The sequence below is a fragment of the Kaistella gelatinilytica genome, assembly GCF_015679325.1.
Lineage (GTDB): Bacteria > Bacteroidota > Bacteroidia > Flavobacteriales > Weeksellaceae > Kaistella > Kaistella gelatinilytica.
Window position 1 is genome coordinate 370,206 of the sequence record NZ_JADPVI010000001.1, and the last position, 26,127, is coordinate 396,332.

Genomic DNA, 26,127 nt, shown 5'->3' on the forward strand with positions numbered 1-26,127 from the left:
CAATATGAAAACAATTTACAACATCTTGAAAAAAGTGCTCATTGTTAGCTCTTTTTTCTATTTTATGAACACTTTTGCGCAAGCTCCAAACTTAATGAGTTATCAGGCAGTGGTGCGAAACAGCAGTAATGCGTTGATTACTAATAGCAATGTAGGCATGAAAATTAGTGTTTTACAAGGATCAGATGCGGGTACACCGGTTTTTGTTGAAACTCAAACTACAACTACCAATAATAATGGATTGGCAACATTAAAGATAGGTAGCGGAACTGCGGTAAATGGAACTTTTGCCGCAATAAACTGGGCAACAGGACCGTATTTTATTAAAACCGAAACCGACCCAACTGGTGGAACTTCTTACACCATCACTGCAACGTCGCAATTAATGAGTGTACCATATGCGCTTTTTGCAGCCAACGGCGGTAGTTCTACAGGATCTGGAACCGTAAATTATGTCTCAAAATTTACCACAACTTCAACTTTAGGCAACAGTCAGATATTCGATGATGGAAATGGTGTAGGAATAAACAATGCTACACCTACCTCAAAATTTTATGTAAATGGGCAAGGTTCCGTAGATATCCCATTAGGTGATATCGGGTATACAGGTGGTACTAATAATAATACAAGGGTGGGAACAATTGCGAATAATTCAGTTGTTACAGCAGCTGCCAATGTGGGAACGTATAGCAATGCGGGGAAAGCAAAAAACAATGTTGCTTTTTACGGGACCACTGATCAAAGTTCTGATGCGGCGGCTTCCTACACAGGAGTACTGCTAGATAATTATAATAACCACATCACCACAAGCGGATCAGTTAACGGTATTTTTAATGATGTGGGTAATTTTGGAACTGGAAACGCATCCGGAATTAGAACTTTTATTCGTCAAGGAGGTGCTGCTGCAAATGCGACCGGAATCTACAACAATATTTCAGCGCTCGGAAAAGCAATAGGAATTGATATGATCACACAAACCAGTGGCGATAAAGACATCACTGGAATCAACAATATTACAGCAGGTGGACCCGATGGAGGAAGCAGCATGACCACAGGTGCAATAAATATTGGTGATGGCTTTGGGCAATCCGCAGGAGCTGCTAATATTGGATATGGAGAGGATGTTGCTCCTGCGTATGGTGCTTACAATGAAGCAGATGGCTATGGAACAGGTATCGTTTACGGAAGCAATAACATAGGACTTTCCTTAGCTGAAGGTGATGCGTACGGCGCAAACATTAGTGCGACTGGTGGTTCTGGTTCAGGATCGAGTACAACGAATGGTAAAACCATCGGTGCAAATGTAATCACAAGTGGTAATAATGATATTCCTCTAACGACAGTTGGAATTAAGATCGTAAATAATAACAATGATCATATAACAAATGTAAGTTCTTATGCTGATCCTGCAAATCCAGCTGGTTATTTCAGTGGAGCTAATGGTAGCGGGCAGGGTATTTACGCGGAATCTGTGGGCAAAGGATATAATGTGAGCGGAAGTTCCGTTGGAGTTGGAGTCACAGGTACTTCCACAAGTGCTGTAAATAAATATAATTATGGAGTTTTGGGAATGGCTTCCGGTGGCGCAAACAGTAGTATAGGAGTAGTAGCAGTTACCGATAGTAATTCATCCAGTGTAGGATTCGACATAGCGCTTTTCGGACAGGATGAAATAGCAGCAGCTAATTCTTATGCGGGATATTTTGTCGGTAAAGTCTTCGTTAATGGAACATTGACAACAACTGGTCCAAAGCCGTTTACCATAGATAATCCAATGGATCCACAGAATAAATTGCTTCGACACTTTGCGGTTGAAGGACCAGAGGTTTTAAACAATTACAGTGGAAATATTGCCACCAATGCAAGTGGGAAAGCAATCGTAAAATTACCCAATTATTTTGAAAGCATCAATAAAGACTACCGTTATCAGTTGACTGCTATTGGTACGTTTTCTCAAGCAATTGTAAGCAAAGAGATAAGCAACAATCAATTTGAGATTACAACCAGTGTACCGAATGTGAAAGTAAGCTGGCAAGTAATGGGTGTTCGAAACGATGCCTACATGCAAAAAGTTAATAATCTACAGGCTGAAGAAGATAAACCTGCTTTTATGAGAGGTAAATATCTTACACCAGCTGCTTATGGTCAACCTGAATCGATGAGTGCATTTTATTTGCCAACAGATAAAAAATCACAATTTAAAAATACGGCAGTTAGAGATGCTGCTCAACAAACTAAGCAGCAATTAGAACATAGTAAAGCTTTTAGATCAAAAATAAAAGCCGCCATTGATGCCGCTAAAAAAGAAAGTGAACTAAAAAGTACATCTAAAATAACTAAATAGCAAATAGATAATCTTATAATTGCCAACTTCACTGTAAATCTATAAAGAGTTGGCAATTTTTAATTTGTTGAAAGAAAATTTAATATTATAATTTAAATTTAAGCTCGTCTCAAGTGGTTGAAAGTAACTTCGAGTCTGGTTAAGTGAACGAATACTATTTCAGAGAAATATAAGTTGGCAGGGAATTAGATCAAATGAAATGTGGAAAGTTATCGATAATGCGAATTATTATGCAGATAATTTTAAAATATCTTTTAATAATTCAAATAGAGTGTTGATGATGCCGATAATTTAGAGTTCTTTCCTCATAAACAACAACTTAATATTTCTTGAATTTTCCTTCAAATATAAAATTGAGACTGTGATTTTTCACAGTCTTTTTTTTTTAATATTAAAAGTGGGTGTTTTAATGGTAAAGTTGGTGGAAAAGAGTGTTTAAATTTGTACAATAACTAAACCTAATACATCATGAAAAAACTTTACTTTATTGCAATCAGCTTAATTGCATCAAATTGTCTTGTACAAGCACAAATTTTCCAAAACACAACCGCTACAGCGGCAGTAGATGCAACAACTCGAATTTCCGGATGCGGATTTGGAACGCAGCCTGGTGTGAATATGTCAGATATCACGATCCCACTTGCTGGAACGATCGCTGATGCCACAAAAATTACAATTAACGTAGCCATTTCAGCAGCATGGCTTGGTGATGTTGCGGTGGATATAGTAAATCCGCAGGGACAAGCTATAACACTAATCAGACGAATTGGTGCAAATATTAATAGCAGTTGTGGGGATTCATCGTCATTTATTGCTGCGAATATCTTAAGTTTTAATTCTGCCAATACGGGTCTTATCGATGCGGCTTCCATCGCACTAGGTGTTCCTGTTCCTTCTGGAAATTATGCACCAACACTAAGTGCTGCACCATATCCAACTCATAATCCGGGGAGCATGACTCCATTTTTAACGGGTAAAACGTTGAATGGAACTTGGAGAGTGGTTGTGTATGATTATGGTCAGGGTGATGCATCAAGCGTTGCCTCCTGGCAAATTGTTGTTGCACCTGGAGCTTTATTAAAATCAAATGAAGGTGGGGTTTTCAGCAATGACATTTCTTTACAACAAAATCCGGTAAAAGATTTTCTTAAATTAAATGTGCAGAAAGATTTCAAAAATTTAGTTTTCGAGATCTATGATGCTAGTGGAAAAGTGGTAAAGCAAGAAAGTATGTTGAACAGCGCAAAAGATTTTAATATTGATGTCAGAACATTATCTCCGGGAATGTATCTTTTAATTCCTGTTAAAGATGGTGAGCGTAAACAAACGATCAAGTTTATTAAACAATAGCTCAAAATTATTTTAAAGTGAAAGCATCTGTATTACAGATGCTTTTATTACGGATCGCAATTTTTCAAAGATTACAAAGGGAAATTATAATTATTTTATTTACGTATCTTTGCATCAATTATTTTAAAAAATTAAATGGACTCAGACGTCGTCAAGCTTTTACTGGCTTTATTCTTAGTAGTACTCAATGGTTTCTTCGTAGCCGCAGAATTTTCTATCGTTAAGGTTCGTTACTCCCAAATCCAACTCAAAGCCGCCGATGGAGATTCCATGGCGAAACAGGCCGAACACATAATTAAACATTTAGATGAATACTTATCGGCAACTCAGTTAGGTATCACCTTGGCTTCACTTGCTTTAGGTTGGGTCGGCGAAAGTGCGATGCATCATGTGATTGAAAATGTTTTTCATTATTTTAATTTAGCAGTTGCAGACGGCACCATCACGACTATTTCTTTAGTTTTAAGTTTCCTTATAATCACCGTAATGCATATTGTTTTCGGAGAGTTAATCCCGAAATCAATTGCGATCAGAAAGGCAGAACCTACGGTGATGGCGATCGCCATGCCGCTTCGTATTTTCTATACCGTTTTTAAACCATTTATCTGGTCGATGAATCATATGTCGAATGCCTTTTTGCGTTTGATAAAAATTCATCCTGCCTCAGATCAGGAAATTCATTCGACTGAAGAATTACAATTACTGGTGAAGCAGTCGGCAGACTCAGGCGCGATCGAAGAAGAAAACTACGAAATCATAAAAAATGCTTTTGATTTTACAGATCACTCTGCGAAACAGATCATGATTCCGAGACAGAACATTTCTTCCATCGATATTGAGGAACCGATTGAAAATATCATCAACATCATTATGGAAGGTGGTTATTCCCGACTACCTGTTTACGAAAATTCTATTGACAACATTATAGGAATATTTTATGCCAAAGAAATTATTCGGGAATATGTTAAAAGAAAAGGCGCAATTAATCACGACGATTTAAAAGAATTAATGCGTGATCCATTTTTTGTTGTTGGAAGTAAAAAGATCTCTGACTTGTTGAAAGTTTTCCAGCAGAAAAAGCAGCATTTAGCGGTGGTGATCGATGAATTTGGTGGAACGGAAGGAATCGTCACTCTGGAAGATATTTTAGAAGAATTAGTCGGTGAAATTCAGGATGAAGAAGACGATGAGGAGAGAATCGTTGACAAAGTAGGCGAAAATGTGTTCTGGGTAAAGGCGACGCAGCCTTTAGATGAGATCAATGAAAATCTCCCCAAAAAATTCCCGCTTTCTGAAGATGGTGAATACAATACTTTAGCAGGATTCATATTGCATGAACTGGAAGATATTCCAGAAGAAAATCAGGAGTTCAACATAAATAATTATCACGTAAAAATTCTTAAAATGCAGAATAAAAGTGTCGATTTAGTTGAACTGGTTTATGACGAACCAAGTCTTCTCGATGAGCTTTCAGACGAAATGACAGAATTGTAAGAGTCTAACATGTAAATTCAAAAAATATGTTCAGTACAGTTTATAACATTAAGGATTACGAAAATCCACAGCGGGAATACGACGAAGATGTCGCATTGCTCGAAAAAGAAGACGAAGTTTACAAAATTGTCCTTTGGAACGACGACGTAAATACTTTCGATGACGTGATCGATGCCTTAGTTGAAATTTGTGGACACACTTTAGAACAGGCAGAACAATGCACAATGCTCGTTCATTACAAAGGAAAATGCACTGTAAAAACCGGCAGTTTAGAAATTCTGAAGCCGATGCATGAAAAATTACTTTCCCGGAGTTTAACTTCAGAAATTGTTTAACTAAAGTTTCGTTTTTCGAAACTTTTCTTTTTATAAAAAAATATGAATTCAGTTTTATTAATCATTATTGCAGCCACGTCGATCATCAGTTATATCGGTTTTACGAATCAGTCACTGTTCGAAAAATACAAGTTCAATGTCGGAGCGATTATACGCGACAAAGAATATATAAGATTGATTTCTGCGGGTTTTTTACATGCAGATTTCATGCACTTACTGCTGAATATGTATGTATTGTACATGTTCAGTCAACCAATTCTCGAGTCTTTCGGCCCAGCTGGGTTTCTTTTGATCTATTTCGGTTCCATTTTACTCGGCAATTTATTCAGCCTTTATTTGTATAAAAACCAATCCTGGTATTCCGCGATCGGCGCAAGTGGCGGTGTTTCGGGAATTATTTTTGCCAGTGTTGCATTGTATCCGAATTTGATTAAAATTGGGATTATTTTTCTTCCACCGCAGTTCAGTCTTCCCGGTTATATTTTCGGATTTTTATACTTCGGTTACTCCGTTTATATGATGTTGAATCCGAAACAACACGATAATATTGGTCACGCTGCCCATTTAGGAGGCGCATTTTTCGGTTTGGTTTATGTTGTAGCAACTTTCCCGCAGATGGCGATCGAAAACGGTTTTTATCTCGGAATTATGGCTTTACCATTGTTGTATATGGCGTTTCAAGTATTTGTAAAAAAGAAAATTAACTAATTTTTTAGAAGCCCGAAGATTTCCGCTTTGTTCCCGGATCATACCCGTTTTCCGCTACAATCTTTTTTATAATTGTTTTACAACAATCATAAAAAAGGATTTCCACTACAACCGGGGCTAAAACTTCAGGTGTTTTTTCTAAAAATCAATAGGAACGGGCTTTAGCCCGTTTAAAAATTGCCGAAAGTAAGTTGGCTTTAGCCAAAACCTATTTTCTTCCTCAAACAAACCGCTCGTTTCGCGACAGATCCTTCATCCAATTATCTTCAAATATTAAATAATTTATTTACAGTTTGGCGATTTTTGTCATTTCGACTAAGTGTGAATATCAAAAAGAAAAAGTAATAGATTAAAATAAAAATCTATTTTGGGTAAAACTCTCTATTAAAACTTGTCGACGCTCGCTTCGCTCGCGCCAAACCTCAAAAAATCAATAGGAGCGGGCTTTAGCCTATTCAAAAATTTTCAAAAGGAAGTTGGCTTTAGCCAAAACCTATTTTCTTCCCCAGACAAACCTCTCATTTCCCGACAGATCCTTCATCAACTCAACTTCAGACAAAACACCAACAAACAATTTCCTCGTTTCAATCCCTAATTTCTGATTGATCTCTAGAAAAACCAATCCATTTTCCACCAAATATTTTTCACAATCCTGTGCAATTTTTTCATAAAAAACCAAAGCATTTGAATTCGGAGAAAATAAAGCCATTTTCGGCTCAAACTCTTTCACCGAATCTGCGATCTCATCTTCTTCCTCAATCCCAATATAAGGTGGGTTAGAAATGATCACATCAAAAGATTCCTTTAATTCTTCATTCAGATAATCCTGATGAATAAAATTAATTTCAACCTCGTGAAAATCTGCATTTCTTTTCGCAGTCTTCAAAGCATCTTCCGAAAAATCAATCGCAGAAACTTTCGCTGCAGGAAAATGCTTTTTCAATACGATCGGAATAATTCCAGAACCGGTTCCAATATCCAAAATCTTCAGCTCATTTTTTAATCCTGATTTTTTAATCTTATCAATCGCTAACTCCAGCAATTCTTCCGTTTCCGGACGTGCGATTAAAACATTCTCATCCACGAAAAATTTCAAGCCATAAAACGCTGTTTCTCCCAAAATCTGTTGAAAAGGTTTACCCGTTTTCAATTGAGAAATTATATTATTTAAATTTTCAATCTGGATTTCAGAAAGCCTTTCATTCCCAGATTGTCGTTGCTCAAATTTACTGTAGCCGATTTCTCTTTCAATAAAAATAGAGTAGAGTTCTGCGCTTTCTGGGTGAGTGTAAAGTGAAGATAAATTTTCGGTAAATATTTTTTTAAATTCTAAAATAGTCATGATTATTTCGGCAATAAAGTAATTTTTAAATATAATTCCTTTTTAGCAAAATCAATTCAAAATCATTCAAAACATTTATTAAATCACGGAAAAATTCTAAAAGTTCTGTCAAATGAAAATAATTTTACTATTTTTGAGAACCACTAAAATAAAATATGAAAAAGTGTTTATTTGCAATCCTTGGATTTCTATTTTTAGTTTCTTGTGGAGCTTCAAAAACTGTTGTTAAGAGATCAATTCCTACCAAAACAGTCGCTAAAACTGCAGATCTCAAAACCCTCGAATCCAACTTCTCCGGAAGTTTAAATGGCGAGATCAAAGAAATTTTAAAAGATGCCGAAAAATATCTCGGTGCTCCTTACAAATATGCCGGAAATACTTCTTCTGGCTTCGATTGCTCTGGATTTACAACCAAAGTTTTCGACGAGAATAACACCAAACTTCCACGCCGTTCCGAAGATCAGTCCAACGCGGGGAAACAAATAACCATCAGAGAGACAAAACCCGGTGATTTGCTCTTTTTTGCAACAGCAGGTGGAACCAAAGTCACGCATGTCGGAATTGTACACGACATTGGAAACGAAGGTGAAGTGAAATTTATTCACGCCTCCACTTCCAAAGGTGTTATTATTTCTTCTCTCAACGAAAAATACTGGAACAAAGCCTACCTTTTCGCAAGAAGAGTTTTGTAAATTTGCTTCCAAACTTCAATTAAAATAAATAAGTAATGACATTACAGGAAACAATAGAAAATATTTGGGATAACCGCGAATTATTAAAAAATGAAGACAACCACAAATCGATTCGCGAAGTTATTCGTCAGTTGGATCTTGGTGAACTTCGTGTAGCTGAACCTACTGAAACCGGTTGGAAAGTGAACGAATGGGTAAAAAAAGCAGTGGTAATGTATTTCCCAATTCAAAAAATGGAAACCATTGAAGTTGGTCCTTTTGAATTTCATGATAAAATGCCTTTGAAAAGAAATTATGCAGAAAAAGGAGTGCGTGTTGTTCCTCCTGCAGTCGCTCGCGAAGGCGCTTATATCGCACCCGGCGTAATTTTGATGCCTTCTTATGTCAATATCGGAGCTTATGTAGATTCAGGAACAATGGTCGATACCTGGGCAACTGTTGGTAGTTGTGCACAGATCGGAAAAGACGTTCATCTCAGCGGCGGAGTAGGAATTGGTGGCGTTTTAGAACCACTTCAGGCGGCTCCCGTAATTATTGAAGATAATGTTTTTGTAGGTTCGAGATGTATTGTTGTAGAAGGTGTTCATGTTGAAAAAGAAGCAGTTTTGGGTGCAAATGTTGTGCTTACCGCTTCCACGAAAATTATTGATGTGACGGGTGAAACTCCAATAGAAATTAAAGGCAGAGTTCCCTCAAGATCTGTAGTGATTCCCGGAAGTTATACGAAGAAATTTCCTGCTGGCGAATATCAGGTTCCATGCGCTTTAATTATCGGACAAAGAAAAGAGTCAACCGACAAAAAAACTTCTCTTAATGATGCTTTGAGAGAAAATAATGTATCGGTTTAAATATTAATTCTAAACAATTTTGAAAAATAAATTTTTAAAATTCATTTCAAATCCCAAATATATATTTGGGATTTATCTGCTTGTATCGGTTTTGTCAGCAATTGCAAAATTCCGCGGCGGTCCAACGAAATATAATAATTATTTGATCTTCAAAAACGTTTTCTATAATACGATCAGCGAGAATAATATTTACCTTCGGTATCCCGAAGTTCATCTGGATTCCAATCATTACGGCGTATTTTTTAGTTTACTCATAGCTCCTTTTGCGATGTTTCCCGATTGGTTAGGAATGCCTCTTTGGAATGTAGCGAATACTTTGGTTTTTCTTTTTGCGATTCATAAACTTCCTTTTTCTAATCAGAAAAAAGCCTTTTTTGCGTGGCTCTGTTTGCAGGAATTTATCACAGCTGCAGTGAGTTTGCAATTTAATATCGCTTTAACAGGATTGTTAATATTGTCTGCAATTTATATTTATGAAAGAAAAGAAACCCAGTCGGCTTTTGCGATAATGATCGGTTTTTTTGTAAAACTATATGGGATTGCTGGACTTTCCGCCTTCTTTTTTGTAAAGAATAAATTAAAATTTATTTTAGCATTAATAGGATTCGGAATTTTGTTTTTTGTTTTGCCAATGTTGCTTTCGAGCTATCATTTCGGAATTCAGTCTTATGCAGATTGGTTTCTGTCATTGTCCGAAAAAAATGTATCGAATCAGGTTTTAGGAAATCGACAGGATTTTTCTTTGATGGGAATTGTAAGAAGAGTTTTAGGTGATGCATCGATTTCTAACCTTACTTTTTTACTTCCGGGAATGTTCGTTTTCGCACTTCCTTATTTAAGGATCAAGCAATACAAAAACCTTCCGTTTCAACTCTTGATTTTATCCTCAACGCTTTTATTTATTGTGCTTTTTAGTTCTGGATCAGAATCTCCCACGTATATTATTGCAGTTGCTGGTGTGATGATCTGGTTTATTATTCAGAAAGAAAAAACACCTTTAGTAATTGGATTGTTGATTTTTGTCATTATTTTAACTTGCTTTTCCTTCTCAGATCTATTTCCGAAATTCATCAAAGAAAATTATGTCATTAAATATTCTCTAAAAGCCTTACCTTGTTGTTTCGTTTGGTTCAGAGTAATTTACGAACTCCTGACCAAAGATTTTCAAAAAGATTATAAATTAGATTAAAAGTGAAGAAAATTTCCATCGTCATTCCCGCTCATAATGAAGAAGGCAATATTCTTTTGATCCATCAGAGAATCAAAGAAGTTTTTTCTAAACTCGAAAATTACCGTTTTGAAATAATTTTCGTCAATGATGGAAGTCGGGATCAAACTCAAGCGAAATTAGAAGAATTAGCAAACCAGTTTGAGGAAGTAAAGTTTATAGAGTTTTCCCGAAATTTTGGTCATCAACCTGCCGTAAAAGCTGGTATGGACCTTTCCTACGGAAACGCTGTAATATCGATGGATGCTGATTTGCAACATCCACCAGAATTGATTCCGGAAATGATCAAAAAGTGGGAAGAAGGATTTGATATCATTTATACGATACGAACTTATCCTAAACAGATCTCTGCTTTTAAGAGAAAAACTTCGTCTTTATATTACAAATTTTTATCTGCTATTTCCGATGTTAATCTTGCAGAAGGCGGCGGTTCTGATTTTAGATTAATGGATGCTTCCGTCGTAGATGTTGTTCGCAATATGAATGAAGCTGATATATTTCTTCGTGGCTTATCTAACTGGATGGGTTTCAGACGAGCCGGAATTCGTTTTACAGCTGGTGAACGCGCCTTTGGAGAAAGCAGTTATGATCTTAAGAAAATGATGAAGTTTGCTTTCACAGGAATAACAGCTTTCAGCGTAAAACCATTGTATTTAGCGGCGTATCTTGGCTTCATCTTTTCTATTTTTTCTATCATCGGATATGGGATTTATGTTATTCATTCTTTTATTTCGCAGACCGAAATTTCAGGTTGGGCTTCCTTAATTATGACCGTCGTTTTCTTTGGAGGACTCCAGTTAATTATCCTCGGGATTATAGGAATTTATCTGGGGAAAATTTTTAAACAGGTAAAAGAACGACCGAATTATATCATCCGTTCTAAAAATTTCTAAAGATGAAAATTGCTTTTGATGGAAAACGTTTTTTCAATAACAGCTCAGGTTTAGGAAACTATTCCCGCGATCTGGTCCGGATTTTAGCGACTTATTTTCCTGAAAATAAATTTGTACTTTTTAATAAAAATCAATCAGAAAAAGGCATCGATATTCTAAAACTTCCCAGTGTTTCATTTGTCGAAACTTCGAAAGGGAATTTTTCCCGACAGTTATTAATGGGAAAAGATGCACAACAGAACGATGCTGATATTTTCCACGGACTTTCCGGCGAACTGCCATTAAAATGGAATGATAAACCTATAAAAAAAGTTGTCACCATTCATGATTTAATCTTCCTCAGATTTCCCCAATATTATTCTTTCTTTGATAGGAAAATCCATTTCTGGAAGTTCAAAAAAGCTGCGGAACAGGCAGATTTAATTATTGCCATTTCTGAACAGACGAAGCGAGATATTATTCAGTTTTTAAAAGTTGCGGAGGATAAAATCAAAGTTATTTACCAGGGTTGTCATCAAGCCTTTAAAGAAGAACAAAACGAACACTTTATCAATTCAGTTAATGTAAAATACAAGCTTCCAGAGAGATTTATTTTAAATGTTGGAACGATCGAGGAGAGAAAGAATTTATTGAATATCGTAAAAGCCATTAACGGAACCGAAATTCCATTAATTGTAATCGGTAAAAAAACAAAATATTTTAAAAAAGTTCAGAAATTTTTAAGAAGGAATAAATTAAATAAACAAGTTTGTTTTTTAGAAAATGTTTCGATGGACGAGCTTGCCGTGATTTATAAACTCGCAGATATTTTTGTTTATCCAAGTTTATTTGAAGGTTTTGGAATTCCCGTAATCGAAGCTTTATTTTCAAAAACTCCTGTTATCACAAGTAATGTAAGTTGTCTTCCGGAAGCGGGCGGAAAAGATTCGGTTTATGTAGATCCTTACAATTTTGAAGATATAAAAGCTAAGATCTTATTTCTGTGGAACAATGAATCGGAAAGAAGGCGAAGAGCTGAAAAGAGTTTAGAATTCATTCAAAAATTTAATGACGATAAAATTTCCAATGAATTGATGCAAGCTTACGAAAGCATTTTGTAATTTAGTTTTGGTAAAAAATTCTTTTTCCAATTCAAAAATTAAAATCTTTATTCAAAAGTTATGGATGAACCTAAAGATATTTCGATTCAACCTTTAGACTTTAATCAATTCAAAGAGAAATATGGAACCGATATTTCTAATAAAAATGAAATTTTAAAGTTGTTGAAAAATGATATTGAAGAGCTTGCTAATTTTGCAATAGCTCCTTATTTTTGGTTTGTTTCGAGCAAAGATTTGCAGGTTTTAGACAGTAGCGACAATATTCATCAACTAACGCCATTTGGAAAAGATGAATGGAAAAAACATTATCCCAATTTTTTGCAGCACATCATTCCACCAGAAGATTTCAGTTACTTTTTTGGTGCTACAGATTTTATGGTTGATTTTCTTGAAAAAGCAGATCAGAACGAGAAAAAATATTTGAAGTTCAGTATCTACTGTAGAATGCAGGATAAAAATAAAATGTTGCGGTGGGTTGTTTTTCAGTTCCCCAAAATTATTTATGATGACTTTGGTAAATCACTTGCCGGCTTAGTTTGCATCACAGATCTTGGTGCTTTTGAAATTGTGAATAAGCCGAGAATGACCATTATGAATACAAAAAATAAGAAAAACCCTTATTATTTGGCGGTCGTCGACCAAAAGAAAATTGAGAATTTAGATATTCCTCATATCACAAAAAGAGAACGGGAGATCTTAGTGTGTGTAATCAATGGTTTAAAAACGCCGGAGATCGCCGAAAAACTTTTTATTTCTTATCACACCGTGGAAAATCATAAACGGAATCTTCGTACAAAAACGCAATGCAGAACTTCTGGTGAGCTGGTAAACTATGTTCTTCAAAACCAATTGATGTAAATAATCGATTTACTAGCTTGTTTTTTTGTGTTATCTCGCAAGTTCTCCCAAATAGACTTTCAATATAATTTTGTACTCATTTTATCACCTTAAATTCAACCCTTCGATTTTGCATTTTATCTTTTTCAGAAGAATTTTCGTTTAAAGGTTCAGATGCTCCTTTGCCAAAAGTTTCTAATATTGATGCCGAAATTTTGAATTTAGTTTTAAAATAATCTGCAACTGCTTTTGAACGGTTTTCCGAAAGTTTTTGATTATCAGCATCTTTCCCCACATTATCGGTATGACCGGTTATACTTATGTTCACCTTTGGATTTTCTCTTAAAACATTTCCCAGTTCGTCTAAAATTTTAAAACTTGAGGGTTTAATGATTGTTTTGTTGGTGTCAAATAATATATCAGTCGTGCTAAAACTTCCGTTTTCCAAAAGTTGATGCCGAAGATCTTCTCCTGCTTCTGCCAGTTTAATATTAGAAATGAACAGTTTATCATTAGAATTCTTATAAGTTCCAATGAAGAAAATTACCTGATTGTAATTCACGTCGCCAAACGCGGAGGGCAGATCCCAAAATTTCTTACCATCAACATACATTCTGAAGCGCGATTTTTGTCGCCAAACCTGCACGTGAACTGTTTTATTGTTTTTGCTAAAAACCGGAACATCAACTTTATTTTTGATAAATTCTTTCTTGTCTGCAATTACAAAAACTTCGCTTCGGCCGCTTCCGGACAAGGAACTTGCTGGATGAATATTAAAAATAACTGCTTCTTTGCGCTTCAGTGTGGTGTTCCAAATTTGATCGATCTTGGTTTTTTTCTCCGTAAAAACAACTTGCAGTGGAGTGGAATAGAAATTATAATTATCAGTGGTAGTAACATCAAATTCGAAGGTGAAATTTTCCGGAAGCTGCGTTAATTTAATTGGTGTAAAACTTCCTTTATCAGAAAGCTGCAGCCATTTTTTATTATTAATGGTTTTAATTTCTCCACTGCTGTTCGTGAACCATTCAACTGGAAAATCGCCTTCTGCATCATTCCTGAAATTTTCTTCAAACAATACTTTTGTGCCCGATATAAAATCTGAATTTTGTGCTGAGGATTTTCCACCTGACCTGGAGTCTTCGGAGGAATCTGGTTTTTCGTTTGTTCTATTGTACACTTTTTTCTCAAAAGCTTTTTCTGTAGAATTCTGGGCCTTTTTACCGAGGTTGTTAGTGATCTGAGAGTAAGAAAAAGTAAAAAGAAAAACGAAAAGTGTTGTTATTAATATCTTCATGACGAGACTATTTTATTTTTTGATGAATTTTTTCTGAACAGTTTTTCCATCCGTCAAAATTTCTAGATAATAAATTCCCACAGGAAGATTTTGAACGTTGATCGAGTTAATTTGTTCTTTTTCTTCCATTACTATTTTACCACTTGCGTCGGTAATATTAACTTTCTTTATTTTAACATTACTATTATTTTGAATCATAAGTTTTGACTGTGCGGGATTCGGATAAATAGTAAAATTGTTATCTCTACTATCTTCAACATTTAAAACTAAAACATTGCAGGTATTTACTACAGTAGGAATTGATTTATTGATCAAAGTGCCGTCGCCAAGTTGTCCGTACTCATTTTTTCCCCAGGTACTTATATAATTAAAAACAATAGACCCAACTGATTGTCCTAAAGAATAATACCCACCTGCAAAAAGATTCGTCCAGCTGTCCGAGGTTCCAATTTGTGTAGGAACTTTTTTATTGATCAAAGTATTATCTCCTAATTGTCCGTAAGTATTTTGTCCCCAAGTCCAGATCGTTCCCGTACCTTTTAATGCAGCGGAGTGAAAACCTGCTCCCGAAATTGAGAACCAGTTTGTATCTGTACCGATTTTTGTAGGGCTGGTTTTGTAAATAATAGTATTATCGCCTAGCTGACCGAAATCGTTATTTCCCCATGCCCAGAGTGAACCATCACCTTTAATTGCAAGTGTATGAAGTCTACTGGCTTTTATTTTTTGAAAAGGAACTGCGGACGGAATTAAAACTGGTAAATACCTGATGATCAGAGTTCCGTCTCCTAATTGTCCCTGATCATTTTTCCCCCAAGCTCTGAGCGTTCCATCTAATTTCAATCCGAGTGAATGAACATAACCGGCGGAAATCGAAAGCCAGTCAGTATCTGTTCCCAGTTTTGTAGGCGCTTTCTTTGCGACAGTTGTTCCGTCGCCTAATTGACCTTGCGCATTGTCACCCCAAACCCATAAAGTACCATCAGTTTTCAAAGCTAAAGTGTGAATTCCTCCTGCCGAAACGCTATCCCAATTTGTTGCGGTTCCGATCTGAACAGGAACATTGCTTGATACATTAGAATTATTTCCCAACTGGAAGAACGTGTTATTTCCCCATGCCCATAGTGTGCCATCAGTTTTAATTCCAAATGAGTGAATATCGCCTGCTTCAACTTTTGCCCAATTAGTTGCTGTTCCAATTTGAACTGGTAAACTTTTACTTACAGTTGTTCCATCGCCTAATTGGGAATATCCATTATTTCCCCAACCCCACAATGTACCATTTGATTTTATTGCGAGGACATGACCAAATCCCGCGGATATTTTTGTATAACACTGCGCGTTAATTTGAAGAACAAAAAATAAAGACAGAAAGAATATAGAGATTGTTTTCATGGTTTTCATTTTTAAAAAAAACCAGTTAAGCTGTATTTCCATAGAAGGAAAAGATGATTAAATTAACTGGTAGTTTTCGTGGTTATTAGTTTTAACGTAAAAATCAATAAAAAAAAAGAATTAGAAAATAGTAGATATCTGTCATTTTTAAAGAAAAAATAGTAGCATAAAGTTTGAAATTTTTGCGAGTTGAACTAAAACATTTTTTAAAACTTAAATTTAAAATGTTACTATTTTAAAAAAATTGTATAATTAAATTAAAATAATGGCGCTATTTTTCAATGACTTATGAGAAAATGAAAGAATATATTTGCGTAGTAAAAAAATTATTAGATATATTTGCAGAGTTATTATAACATGAAAAATACAATCGCTTTATTCCATCATCATCATCTCATCTAAAGACGAGTTGATTTAATATGGTCCAAAGTGACTACAAATAATAAAAACCGTCTGAACAGAGACGGTTTTTTTTTGTATTATGCATCAAATCATTTGTTCAGACCCAATCTTAAAATTGAAACATGAACAAGTTAAAAATTGCAATACAGAAAAGCGGACGTTTAAGCGAAAAGTCCCTGGAACTTTTAAAAGAATGTGGAATTAAAATTCCTGATTTTAAAAGCAAACTGAAAAATTCAGCCACCAACTTTCCTTTAGAAATTCTCTTTCTTCGCGACGATGATATCCCAAAATATGTAGAGCAAGGAATTGTAGATATTGGAATTATTGGAGAAAACGAAGTTTTGGAGCAGAATAAGAACGTAGATCTGGTACGCAAATTAGGTTTCGCCAGCTGCAGATTATCTTTGGCAATTCCGAAAGAGCAAGAATACTCTGGTTTAAACTTTTTCGAAGGAAAAAAAATAGCCACTTCTTATCCTGCCATTGTAAAAAATTATTTTGAAAGTAAAAATATCAATACAGAAATTGTAGAGATTTCCGGCAGCGTGGAAATTGCGCCAAGTATTGGTTTAGCAGATACCGTCGCCGATTTGGTGAGTTCCGGAAGTACGCTTTTGCACAATGGTTTGAAAGAAGTAGAAGAAGTATTAAAAAGTGAAGCGGTTATTATTTCCAATAAAAATATTGCAGATGATGTATCCATCATATTAGAATCATTTTTGTTCCGAATTCAAGCCGTTATCAATTCCCGGGAGAACAAATACATTTTGTTAAACGCTCCGAACGATTCCATCGAAAAAATAATTGAAATTTTGCCAGGCATGAAATCTCCAACGGTTTTACCTTTAGCAGAATCTGGATGGAGTAGTATTCATTCGGTTGTTCGGGAAAATGAATTCTGGAGAATTATCGATGAGTTGAAAAAGTTTGGGGCCGAAGGAATTTTGGTTATTCCAATTGAAAAAATGGTAATGTAATTTAAGGAAAATGAAAAATATAATTAAACATCCAGAACGAAACTCTTGGGAAAGTTTGTTAGAAAGACCAGCTTTGGAGAAAAAGGATTTGAGAAATACCGTTCAGCAAATCTTTTTGAAAGTACAAAATGAAGGAGATGCTGCTTTAAAAGAATTCTCTGAAAAATTTGATCAAGTCAATATTGAAAACTTATTGATTTCTGAAAAAGAAATTGAATTTGCAATCAACGAGGTTTCAGGTCAATTAAAAACCGCCATCAATCAGGCTAAAGAAAACATCTATAAATTTCACGTTGCTCAAAAAGGAAATACCGAAGAAATTGAAACGACCGAAGGAGTTGTTTGTTGGCGCGAATCCCGAGCGATTGAAAAAGTTGGATTATATATTCCAGGCGGAACAGCGCCACTTTTTTCAACGGTCTTAATGTTGGCTGTTCCCGCTCAAATTGCAGGTTGTAAAGAAGTGATTCTTTGTACACCGCCACAAAAAGATGGTTCGATTAATCCCGCAATTTTATACACCGCGCAATTATGTGGAATTACAAAAATTTTTAAAGTTGGCGGTGCTCAAGCCATTGCAGCTTTAACTTTTGGAACAGAAAGCATTCCCAAAGTTGATAAAATTTTCGGTCCCGGAAATCAATATGTGACGCAAGCGAAACAATTGGCGATGGAATATAATGTGGCCATCGATTTACCAGCTGGTCCAAGCGAAGTTTTGGTCATTGCCGATGAAACTGCAAATCCTGAATTTTGTGCCGCAGATTTATTATCTCAGGCAGAACACGGGACCGATTCTCAAGTCATTTTTATTTCTACAGATGAAATTATTTTTAATGAAACTTTAAAGGAAATTGAAAAACAGTTAGCAGAACTTCCAAGAAACGAAATTGCAAAATCTGCTTTAGAGAACAGCCGTTTTATTTTATTGAAATCGATTGAAGAAGCAATTGAAATGAGCGATTATTATGCGCCTGAACATTTAATTTTATCGGTGGAAAATCCGAGGAATTATATTCTTAAAATCTCGAACGCAGGTTCTATTTTTCTCGGAAAATACACGCCGGAATCAGCCGGAGATTATGCGAGCGGGACCAATCACACTTTGCCAACAAACGGTTTTGCTAAAAATTATAGTGGCGTTTCGCTCGACAGTTTTGTGAAGAAAATTACCATTCAGGAAATTACAAAAACGGGACTGCAAAACATTGGAAAAACCATCGAATTGATGGCAGAGGCGGAAGGTTTGAACGCTCACAAAAATGCTGTTTCACTGCGCTTAAAATCTTTACAAAATGGAATTTAATTTAAATAAAATGATTCGTCCGCATTTGGCTGGAGTGAAATCTTACCAAACTTTGCGCGATTCTTACATCAATAAACAAGCGGTTTATTTGGATGCGAATGAAAATCCGTTCGGTCAATTTAACCGGTATCCAGATGGTGATCCGATTCAGTTAAAAAAGATACTGGCTGAAATTAATCAAGCAAAAACCGAGAATTTATTCTTAGGAAATGGCAGCGATGAATTGATCGATTTGACCATGCGGATTTTCTGCGAACCAGCGAAAGATTCGATTATGATTATGAATCCGAGTTTTGTGATGTACGAAATTTATGCAAAAATGAATAATGTTAAGGTTGAAAAATTACAACTGAATTCTGATTTTCAATTGGAGAAAGAGCAGTTTTTAGATACAATTTCGAAAAGTCAAGCTAAAGTTTTATTTCTCTGTTCGCCAAATAATCCAACAGGAAATTCTATTGATGACTTAGAATTTTATATTCAGAATTTTAAAGGAATTGTAGTCGTTGATGAGGCGTATATTGAGTTTTCTCCAGAAGATTCTGCGGTCAAATTATTGAATAAATATCCAAACTTAATGGTTCTAAAGACTTTATCAAAGGCTTTTGGAATGGCAGGTTTACGAATTGGAGTTGGCTTTGCCTCAGCAGAAATTGCGAGTTTGTTCATACAACTAAAACCTCCTTACAATATCAGTTCGGAAAGTCAAAAATTGGCTTTGGAACAATTTAATAATATCGAACAAATTCAAAATAATATAAAATTTATTTTGGAAGAAAAGAAAAAATTAAAAGAAGGTTTAGATCAAATTAATGAGGTCGTAAAAATATATCCTTCCGATGCTAATTTTTTCCTCATTGAATTTAAAGATGCACAATTAATATATCAGAAATTGTTAGGCAAAAATATTTTGACAAGTTTAAGACATCCCAATTTAAAAAACTGCCTTCGAATAAGTGTCGGAACTGCTCAAGAAAATTCAGAACTATTAAAAGTATTATCAGAAATAAAGTAATCATGAAAAAAGTATTATTCATCGACCGCGACGGAACTATAATTATTGAACCGCCGACAGATTTACAAGTAGATTCTTTAGAAAAATTAGAATTCTATCCAAAAGTGATTCAGAATTTAGCCAAGATCGTAAAGGAACTGGATTACGAATTGGTCATGGTCACGAATCAGGATGGTTTGGGTACGGATTCTTTTCCGCACGAAGATTTCAGAATTCCGCAGGAAAAAATGCTGAAAACATTAGCCAATGAAAATATCAACTTTTCAGATATTTTAGTTGATAATAGTTTTGAATCAGAAAATTCGCCCAACAGAAAACCACGAACTGGTTTGCTTCAAAAATACATTTATGGAAATTACGATCTGAAAAACTCCTTTGTTATCGGTGATCGAAAAACAGATGTTGAGCTGGCAAAAAATTTAGGAACGCAATCAATTTTTATTTCTGATGAAAATTTTGAGGCAGCAACTTTAACAACGAAAAACTGGGATGAAATCTATCAATATTTAAAACAAATTCCGCGCAAATCAAAGGTCAATCGAAAAACCAAAGAAACTGAAATATCTATTGAATTGAATCTTGACGGAAGCGGAAAATCAAATATCAACACTGGTTTGGCGTTTTTCGATCACATGCTCGAACAGATTTCAAAACACGGGAATTTCGATTTAGAAGTTTTGGTCAATGGCGATTTAGAAGTTGATGAGCACCACACAATTGAAGATACTGCTTTGGTTTTGGGAACATGTTTTGAGCAAGCTTTAGGATCGAAAAAAGGAATTGAACGTTATGCTTTTGCATTACCCATGGACGATTGTCTGGCGCAAGTCGCATTAGATTTCGGTGGACGAAACTGGTTGGTTTGGAATGTTGATTTTAAAAGAGAAAAAATTGGAGATGTCCCAACTGAACTATTTTATCACTTTTTTAAATCATTTACAGATACCGGAAAATGCAATCTCAATATTCAATGTGAAGGCGATAATGAACACCACAAAATTGAATCGATCTTTAAAGCGTTTGCGAAAGTTTTACGGGATGCAGTGAAGCGAGACGACAATAATTTCTCCATACCAAGTACCAAAGGAATATTATGATAGCCATTATCGATTACGTTGCCGGAAATGTAAAATCAGTTGAAAATGCTGTGAGAAAGTTGGGTTACGAAACTTTGATTACTTCAAATTCGGAAGAAATTAAAAATGCTGAAAAAGTGATTTTTCCCGGAGTTGGTGAAGCTTCAACCGCAATGAATTATTTGAAATCTTTAAAATTGGATGAATTAATTCCAACTTTAAAACAACCTTTTTTAGGAATTTGTTTAGGACAACAATTATTGTGTGATTTTTCAGAAGAAGGAAATACCAAATGTCTTGGAATATTCGACTTGAAAGTAAAACAATTCCCCTCCACAGATATTGTTCCGCACATGGGTTGGAATAATTTGCAGAAGATGGATGGTCCACTTTTCGAAGGGATTTCTGAAGATGAAAATTTCTATTTCGTCCACAGTTATTATTGTGAAGTAGGAGAAAACACGACTTCAGAATGTGATTATATAATGCCTTTCAGTGCGACTTTACAAAAAGATAATTTTTACGGAACACAGTTTCACCCGGAGAAATCTGGCAATGTTGGCTCCAAAATTCTAGAAAACTTTTTAAAAATTTAATAATGAAAATAATTCCAGCCATAGATATTATCGACGGGAAATGTGTTCGACTTTCAAAAGGAGATTACGATACGAAAAAAGTCTACCACGAAAACCCACTCGATATTGCCAAAGAATATGAAGACAACGGAATCCAATATTTGCATTTGGTAGATTTGGATGGTGCAAAAGCGAAAACGATTAAAAATTTAAAAACGCTAGAAATTCTAGCTTCTAAAATAAATTTGATTATTGATTTCGGAGGCGGAATAAAAACACGGGAAAGTTTGGAAAGTGCTTTTAATGCAGGAGCAAATCAAGTGACTATAGGAAGTATTGCCGTCGAAAATCCAGAAATGTGTGAAGAATGGATCCATGAATTTGGCGCAGAGAAATTAATTTTAGGCGCGGATTGTTTAGACCGAAAAGTAAAAACTTCAGGTTGGTTAGAAAATTCAAATTTGGATGTAATTGACTTTATTCAATCGTACCAAAAAAAAGGAATTAAGGATGTGATTTGCACCGATATTTCTAAAGATGGAATGTTGGAAGGACCTTCTTTCGAGTTGTATAAAGAAATTTTAGACCAGTGCAAAGTATCCTTAATCGCAAGCGGCGGAATTTCCTCCATGAAAGATTTAGAGGATTTAAAAGAACAAGGCTGTTCCGGCGCCATCATCGGAAAGGCTTTATACGAAGGGAAAATTACTTATAAAGAACTTCAGAAATTTTTATAAAATGTTAAAAAAAAGAATCGTTCCGTGTTTGGACATTAAAGATGGAAAAACGGTAAAAGGAATTCAGTTTGAAGATTTACGTATTGCCGGAGATCCAGTTGAACTCGCAAAAAAGTATGTCAAAGATGGCGCTGATGAATTGGTTTTCCTGGATATTACGGCAACTTTAGAAGGACGAAAAACTTTAATAGAATTGGTAGAAAAACTAAGTTTAGAAATCAATATTCCTTTTACGATTGGTGGTGGAATCTCTTCCGTTCAAGATGTTGAAGCCTTACTAAAAGCAGGAGCCGACAAAGTTTCCATCAATTCTGCTGCAGTTCGACGTCCGGAATTAGTTCGGGAAATCGCCCAACAATTCGGAAATCAATGTGTTGTGGTTGCGATTGATACAAAGCAAATTGACGGTGAAGATTATGTTTTCATCAACGGCGGAAAAATTAAAACCGAATTGAAAACTTTAGACTGGGTAAAAACCGTCGCAGATTTAGGAGCCGGAGAAATTCTGCTGACTTCCATGGATTTTGACGGAACGAAAAATGGGTTTGATATCCGAATGCTGCAGAACGTTTCAGAAGTGTGTCACCTTCCAATTATCGCGTCTGGCGGTGCTGGAAAGATGGAAGATTTTACAGAAGTCTTTACCAAAACGAAAGTAACCGGCGCTTTGGCGGCGAGTATCTTTCACTTTAATGAAATAAAAATCTCCGACTTAAAAGACAATTTAAAACAAAACAAAATATCCATAAGATGATGAAATCGCCAGGAACCAGTTACAAATAAATACGAATACTGTTTAAGGCGATTGCATATGACATTTAAAAACAATAAAAAATCACATATGAACTTAGATTTTGAAAAAGGAAACGGTTTAGTTCCTGTAATTATCCAGAATGACCGAACACAACAAGTTTTAATGTTGGGTTACATGAATGAAGAAGCCTTAGAATTAACTCAAAAAGACGGACGAGTTCATTTTTTCAGCCGGACCAAAAATAGAATTTGGCTCAAAGGAGAAACCTCTGAAAATTACCTATACGTAAAAAGCATTAAAGAAGATTGTGATTCTGATGCGCTTTTAATTCAGGCAAAACCTGCCGGAAATGTTTGTCACACTGGAAGTTTCAGTTGTTTTGAAGAGAAAAATTCAAAAGGTTTTTTATATGAATTAGAAGAAACCATTTCAGAGCGAATTGATCAAAAAGTTGAAAAATCCTACACGTATGATTTGTATAAAAGAGGCATCAATAAAATGGCGCAGAAAGTAGGAGAGGAAGCTGTGGAATTAGTTATAGAAGCAAAGGACGATAATGCTGAATTATTTAAAAATGAAGCCGCAGATTTGCTCTATCACTTCTTAATTTTACTCAAAGCGAAATCGTTTTCATTTGAAGAAATCGAAGAAGTATTGATGGAAAGGAGCCGGAAATAAAAAAAATCCTAAAGTTTATACTTTAGGATTTAAATTTTCTTTAACTTTTAATTTATCTTACTATAAACTTCTTAGATGTTTTTTTATTATTAAAATCTAAGGTTCCAATATAAACCCCAGGTTTTAAAGATGAAACTGAAATTCTTTCTTTATTTTTTGTTTTAGAAATCAGCTGACCGCTCATATCTGAAATTTCAAAACCATAATTCTTAACTTTTGAATCTAACAATAAGTTAATAAAATCTTTTGCTGGGTTGGGATGGATAAAAAACTCATTTACATCAATTGTTGTATCAACCGAATGTAAAGTACCACTAATACTGGCCACGGAGAAGTGCTGCATAGCGCCGAGTGCTGATTTAGTAATTTGAAAAAGATATGGATATGATAAATTAGCGATAGTATCGGTATTATTGTGATAATAAGTATTAGAAACTACATTATTATTATTGTAATTGGTATTTATTGTAGCACTAGATGTTGGTCTTTCATAAAAACCAGTAATAATTTCACCATTATTTTCGAAAGGAATATAGTCTGAACTATAAGCGTAGTTTAAAGCTCCAGTTAATGAAGAATAATATCCTACATACTGAACTAAACTATTTGTAAATGCTAAACTCGCTGCATCATTTGTCGTTTTTGTCCCTGCTGTGTGAACAGTTCCCAATTCGTCAACAAATCTATCTGCTTCGCAAGTAACGGTATTATTAACCTTATTTGCCATTCCTCCAACCTGATCTAGATTGAAAACCAGCCTAATTTTCATTTTGGGATTAGTAGCATTTACGACTTGTGAAACATAACTTTTGCTGCCATATAATCCTTGCTCCTCTCCAGAGAAATTTATAAATTTGATAGAATATTCAGTTGGGACATCCTTCAAAATTCTAGCGATTTCTAAAATCGCAGAAACTCCAGATTCGTTGTCATTTGCACCAACGCTAATGTTACTTCCAGTCGTACTGAAAGTATCATAATGGCCACAGATAATAACATACTCATTGGGATAAGTTGTACCTGTTTTTGTAACAATTATGCTTTTAGAATCTCCCGTAGTAAATACTTTGTAGGTATCATTTGTAATTTGACTTGCAGTATATCCAAAATCTTTATACTTTTTTGTTAAATAAGCTAAAGCATTTGCATTTTGGGTAGATCCACTTTTTTTAACTCCGATATTTACAAGTTCGGTATTAAATTTTATAATACTATCCTGTTTTATTAGGTTCACTCGATCTTGATAAGAAGATACTGCTTGCCCATGAAGAACTGAACTCAGAACAACACCTGAAATTAATAGAAATTTATTCATTTTTAGTAACGTTTTTATTTTTCCCAAATATAGATAAAAATCCTAAACAAACGTTTAGGGTTTTTCATTTCATAACTAAAACTTTTGATTTATTTTGATGAATTTACAGTCCTTTACAGACGTTCTGTAGACAAATAACAATACTATTGTTAGCTATTGAAAAAAGCATAATACTTCCCGCGCTTTGCTACATTTAAAAACTACGTACAGAAATTTAGTCTGTCATATGGAAATCAAAATGTACTAAACCAAGCAAAGAATTTCCATTTGCGGTTGAGCGTTTTTAAAGGGAACCTAATACTATTGTCGCTGTTATAATAACAATCTACGCGATATTCTAATTGGTATTTAGAGATTTATTAAACAAAACTTAACCAACTGTTATAATAGAGCAATTGGTATTTCTCTGTTTTAATGGGAATTTTTAACATTATATAAAATTTCGAATAGATATCAAATAAAAAAAATCCCACACCAAATGGTATGAGATTTATAATTGATAACAAAAATTCTACATTTATTTTAATGAATCTACGATCGCTTTGAAAGATTCAGGGTGATTCATTGCTAAATCAGCTAAAACTTTTCTGTTCAATTCGATGTTGTTCGTTTTTAGAGCGCCCATAAACTGGGAGTAAGACATTCCGTGTTCTCTAGCCCCTGCGTTAATACGCATGATCCACAAGCTTCTGAAACTTCTCTTTTTCTCTTTTCTACCACGGTAAGCATATTGCATTGCTTTTTGTACCGCATTTTTAGCAACAGTCCAAACGTTTTTTCTTCTACCGAAAAAACCTTTAGCCAGTTTCATAACTTTTTTTCTTCTAGCTCTAGAGGCTACTGCATTTACTGATCTTGGCATAATTAAATTTGTTTTTTTGAAAAGGGCGGTAATTTATTTCATTACACTTTTTTGCACCGTTTCAGGGTTAAATTTTCTGAATTTGTTAATTCTTATAAACCGGTTGATTTATAAAAACTATCTTAAAGCTAATTGACGTAAAACGCTCTTTTTGTCCACTTCTGCAACATAAGAAGTCTGCGTAAGATTTCTCTTTTGCTTCGTTTCTTTTTTGGTCAAGATGTGGCTTTTAAAAGCACCTTTTCTTTTAATCTTTCCGGTTCCGGTCAGCTTAAAACGCTTCTTAGCACCTGATTTAGTTTTTAATTTTGGCATTTTGCTTAATTTTATCTATTTGTTATCAATGTCGTTTCTCTGTGTAAGTGAGGACCTCGCGGTATTCTGCACATTTTTCAGACTGCAAAAGTACGAATTCTCACCCAATTAAAAAAGACATTCTCCTTTATTATTTTCAGAATTTGGGCGTGCCCTTCAGTCGTTCATTATTGCGCTCGCTTCGCTCGCGCAACCATTCACTTCTTCAGGTCGGGCTATACACTCATACTCCTCACGCCAAAACTTTCC

Annotated in this window: 25 protein-coding genes; 19 read left to right on the forward strand and 6 right to left on the reverse strand. The window is 35.0% G+C overall.

The features are described 5' to 3' along the window. Positions 1-4 precede the first annotated feature (4 nt). The 5 genes from IV494_RS01570 to IV494_RS01590 all read left to right on the forward strand — a co-directional run bounded on the left by IV494_RS01570 (position 5) and on the right by IV494_RS01590 (position 6,231). Positions 5-2,344, forward strand: a complete 2,340-nt coding sequence (locus tag IV494_RS01570; protein ID WP_196078417.1) for an autotransporter outer membrane beta-barrel domain-containing protein — start codon at positions 5-7, stop codon at positions 2,342-2,344. Between the two features lie 618 nt (positions 2,345-2,962). Further along, entirely contained in the window at positions 2,963-3,694 is a 732-nt protein-coding gene (locus IV494_RS01575; protein WP_196078418.1) for a T9SS type A sorting domain-containing protein, read from the forward strand. Positions 3,695-3,829: 135 nt separating this feature from the next. Next, positions 3,830-5,188 (forward strand): hemolysin family protein, encoded by a 1,359-nt coding sequence (locus IV494_RS01580; protein ID WP_196078419.1) that lies wholly within the window; start codon positions 3,830-3,832, stop codon positions 5,186-5,188. Positions 5,189-5,214: 26 nt separating this feature from the next. Next, complete coding sequence (locus tag IV494_RS01585; RefSeq protein WP_196078420.1) at positions 5,215-5,523, forward strand: ATP-dependent Clp protease adaptor ClpS; 309 nt, start codon at positions 5,215-5,217, stop codon at positions 5,521-5,523. A gap of 42 nt (positions 5,524-5,565) precedes the next feature. Beyond that, entirely contained in the window at positions 5,566-6,231 is a 666-nt protein-coding gene (locus tag IV494_RS01590; RefSeq protein ID WP_196078421.1) for a rhomboid family intramembrane serine protease, read from the forward strand. 493 nt (positions 6,232-6,724) lie between these two features. On the opposite strand, the gene prmC is transcribed toward IV494_RS01590, so the two are convergent. Further along, positions 6,725-7,573 carry a peptide chain release factor N(5)-glutamine methyltransferase gene (gene prmC, locus IV494_RS01595; protein WP_196078422.1) on the reverse strand — a complete coding sequence of 283 codons (849 nt, stop codon included), beginning with the start codon at positions 7,571-7,573 and terminating at the stop codon, positions 6,725-6,727. A gap of 155 nt (positions 7,574-7,728) precedes the next feature. Between prmC and IV494_RS01600 the strand changes: the two genes are divergently transcribed. The 6 genes from IV494_RS01600 to IV494_RS01625 are packed head-to-tail and all read left to right on the forward strand — an operon-like array spanning position 7,729 to position 13,192. After that, complete coding sequence (locus IV494_RS01600; RefSeq protein ID WP_196078423.1) at positions 7,729-8,265, forward strand: C40 family peptidase; 537 nt, start codon at positions 7,729-7,731, stop codon at positions 8,263-8,265. A 35-nt stretch (positions 8,266-8,300) separates the two neighbouring features. After that, on the forward strand, positions 8,301-9,113 hold the full coding sequence (locus IV494_RS01605) for a 2,3,4,5-tetrahydropyridine-2,6-dicarboxylate N-succinyltransferase (protein ID WP_196078424.1): 813 nt from the start codon (positions 8,301-8,303) through the stop codon (positions 9,111-9,113). A 19-nt stretch (positions 9,114-9,132) separates the two neighbouring features. After that, positions 9,133-10,302 carry a glycosyltransferase family 87 protein gene (locus tag IV494_RS01610; protein ID WP_196078425.1) on the forward strand — a complete coding sequence of 390 codons (1,170 nt, stop codon included), beginning with the start codon at positions 9,133-9,135 and terminating at the stop codon, positions 10,300-10,302. A 2-nt stretch (positions 10,303-10,304) separates the two neighbouring features. Further along, positions 10,305-11,234 (forward strand): glycosyltransferase family 2 protein, encoded by a 930-nt coding sequence (locus IV494_RS01615; RefSeq protein WP_196078426.1) that lies wholly within the window; start codon positions 10,305-10,307, stop codon positions 11,232-11,234. 2 nt (positions 11,235-11,236) lie between these two features. Further along, entirely contained in the window at positions 11,237-12,334 is a 1,098-nt protein-coding gene (locus tag IV494_RS01620; RefSeq protein ID WP_196078427.1) for a glycosyltransferase family 4 protein, read from the forward strand. A gap of 60 nt (positions 12,335-12,394) precedes the next feature. Continuing rightward, positions 12,395-13,192, forward strand: coding sequence for a response regulator transcription factor (locus tag IV494_RS01625; protein WP_196078428.1), 798 nt, complete (start codon positions 12,395-12,397; stop codon positions 13,190-13,192). Positions 13,193-13,268: 76 nt separating this feature from the next. Here the strand turns inward: IV494_RS01625 and IV494_RS01630 are convergent, their stop codons facing one another. Together IV494_RS01630 and IV494_RS01635 are read right to left on the reverse strand one after the other, a co-directional pair. Further along, positions 13,269-14,468, reverse strand: a complete 1,200-nt coding sequence (locus IV494_RS01630; protein WP_196078429.1) for an OmpA family protein — start codon at positions 14,466-14,468, stop codon at positions 13,269-13,271. A 12-nt stretch (positions 14,469-14,480) separates the two neighbouring features. Beyond that, positions 14,481-15,863, reverse strand: coding sequence for an RCC1 domain-containing protein (locus tag IV494_RS01635; protein WP_196078430.1), 1,383 nt, complete (start codon positions 15,861-15,863; stop codon positions 14,481-14,483). Between the two features lie 524 nt (positions 15,864-16,387). On the opposite strand from IV494_RS01635, the gene hisG reads away from it, so the two are divergent. From hisG to hisIE, 8 genes are read left to right on the forward strand one after another with little or no spacing between them, the layout of a single operon-like run. Further along, a complete protein-coding gene (gene hisG, locus IV494_RS01640) occupies positions 16,388-17,245 on the forward strand; it encodes an ATP phosphoribosyltransferase (protein WP_196078431.1) in 858 nt (285 codons plus the stop codon). A 10-nt stretch (positions 17,246-17,255) separates the two neighbouring features. Next, a complete protein-coding gene (gene hisD, locus IV494_RS01645) occupies positions 17,256-18,551 on the forward strand; it encodes a histidinol dehydrogenase (protein WP_196078432.1) in 1,296 nt (431 codons plus the stop codon). Beyond that, positions 18,541-19,566 carry a histidinol-phosphate transaminase gene (gene hisC / locus IV494_RS01650; protein ID WP_196078433.1) on the forward strand — a complete coding sequence of 342 codons (1,026 nt, stop codon included), beginning with the start codon at positions 18,541-18,543 and terminating at the stop codon, positions 19,564-19,566. The genes hisD and hisC overlap by 11 nt, the downstream gene beginning before the upstream one ends. Before the next feature lie 2 nt (positions 19,567-19,568). Continuing rightward, a complete protein-coding gene (hisB, locus tag IV494_RS01655; RefSeq protein WP_196078434.1) occupies positions 19,569-20,663 on the forward strand; it encodes a bifunctional histidinol-phosphatase/imidazoleglycerol-phosphate dehydratase HisB in 1,095 nt (364 codons plus the stop codon). After that, positions 20,660-21,238, forward strand: a complete 579-nt coding sequence (gene hisH, locus IV494_RS01660; RefSeq protein WP_196078435.1) for an imidazole glycerol phosphate synthase subunit HisH — start codon at positions 20,660-20,662, stop codon at positions 21,236-21,238. The genes hisB and hisH overlap by 4 nt, the downstream gene beginning before the upstream one ends. A gap of 2 nt (positions 21,239-21,240) precedes the next feature. Next, positions 21,241-21,954, forward strand: coding sequence for a 1-(5-phosphoribosyl)-5-[(5-phosphoribosylamino)methylideneamino]imidazole-4-carboxamide isomerase (gene hisA, locus IV494_RS01665; RefSeq protein ID WP_196078436.1), 714 nt, complete (start codon positions 21,241-21,243; stop codon positions 21,952-21,954). A 1-nt stretch (position 21,955) separates the two neighbouring features. Continuing rightward, positions 21,956-22,708 (forward strand): imidazole glycerol phosphate synthase subunit HisF, encoded by a 753-nt coding sequence (gene hisF / locus IV494_RS01670; protein WP_196078437.1) that lies wholly within the window; start codon positions 21,956-21,958, stop codon positions 22,706-22,708. Between the two features lie 57 nt (positions 22,709-22,765). Continuing rightward, on the forward strand, positions 22,766-23,386 hold the full coding sequence (hisIE, locus tag IV494_RS01675) for a bifunctional phosphoribosyl-AMP cyclohydrolase/phosphoribosyl-ATP diphosphatase HisIE (protein ID WP_196078438.1): 621 nt from the start codon (positions 22,766-22,768) through the stop codon (positions 23,384-23,386). A 52-nt stretch (positions 23,387-23,438) separates the two neighbouring features. Here hisIE and IV494_RS01680 read toward each other — a convergent pair whose 3' ends face one another. The 3 genes from IV494_RS01680 to rpmI form a co-directional block, all read right to left on the reverse strand. Then, positions 23,439-24,701: a M28 family peptidase gene (locus IV494_RS01680; protein WP_196078439.1), complete on the reverse strand. Its 1,263-nt coding sequence runs from the start codon at positions 24,699-24,701 to the stop codon at positions 23,439-23,441. Between the two features lie 517 nt (positions 24,702-25,218). Next, positions 25,219-25,563 carry a 50S ribosomal protein L20 gene (rplT, locus tag IV494_RS01685; protein ID WP_196078440.1) on the reverse strand — a complete coding sequence of 115 codons (345 nt, stop codon included), beginning with the start codon at positions 25,561-25,563 and terminating at the stop codon, positions 25,219-25,221. Between the two features lie 117 nt (positions 25,564-25,680). Further along, a complete protein-coding gene (rpmI, locus tag IV494_RS01690) occupies positions 25,681-25,878 on the reverse strand; it encodes a 50S ribosomal protein L35 (protein ID WP_012782450.1) in 198 nt (65 codons plus the stop codon). Positions 25,879-26,127 lie beyond the last annotated feature (249 nt).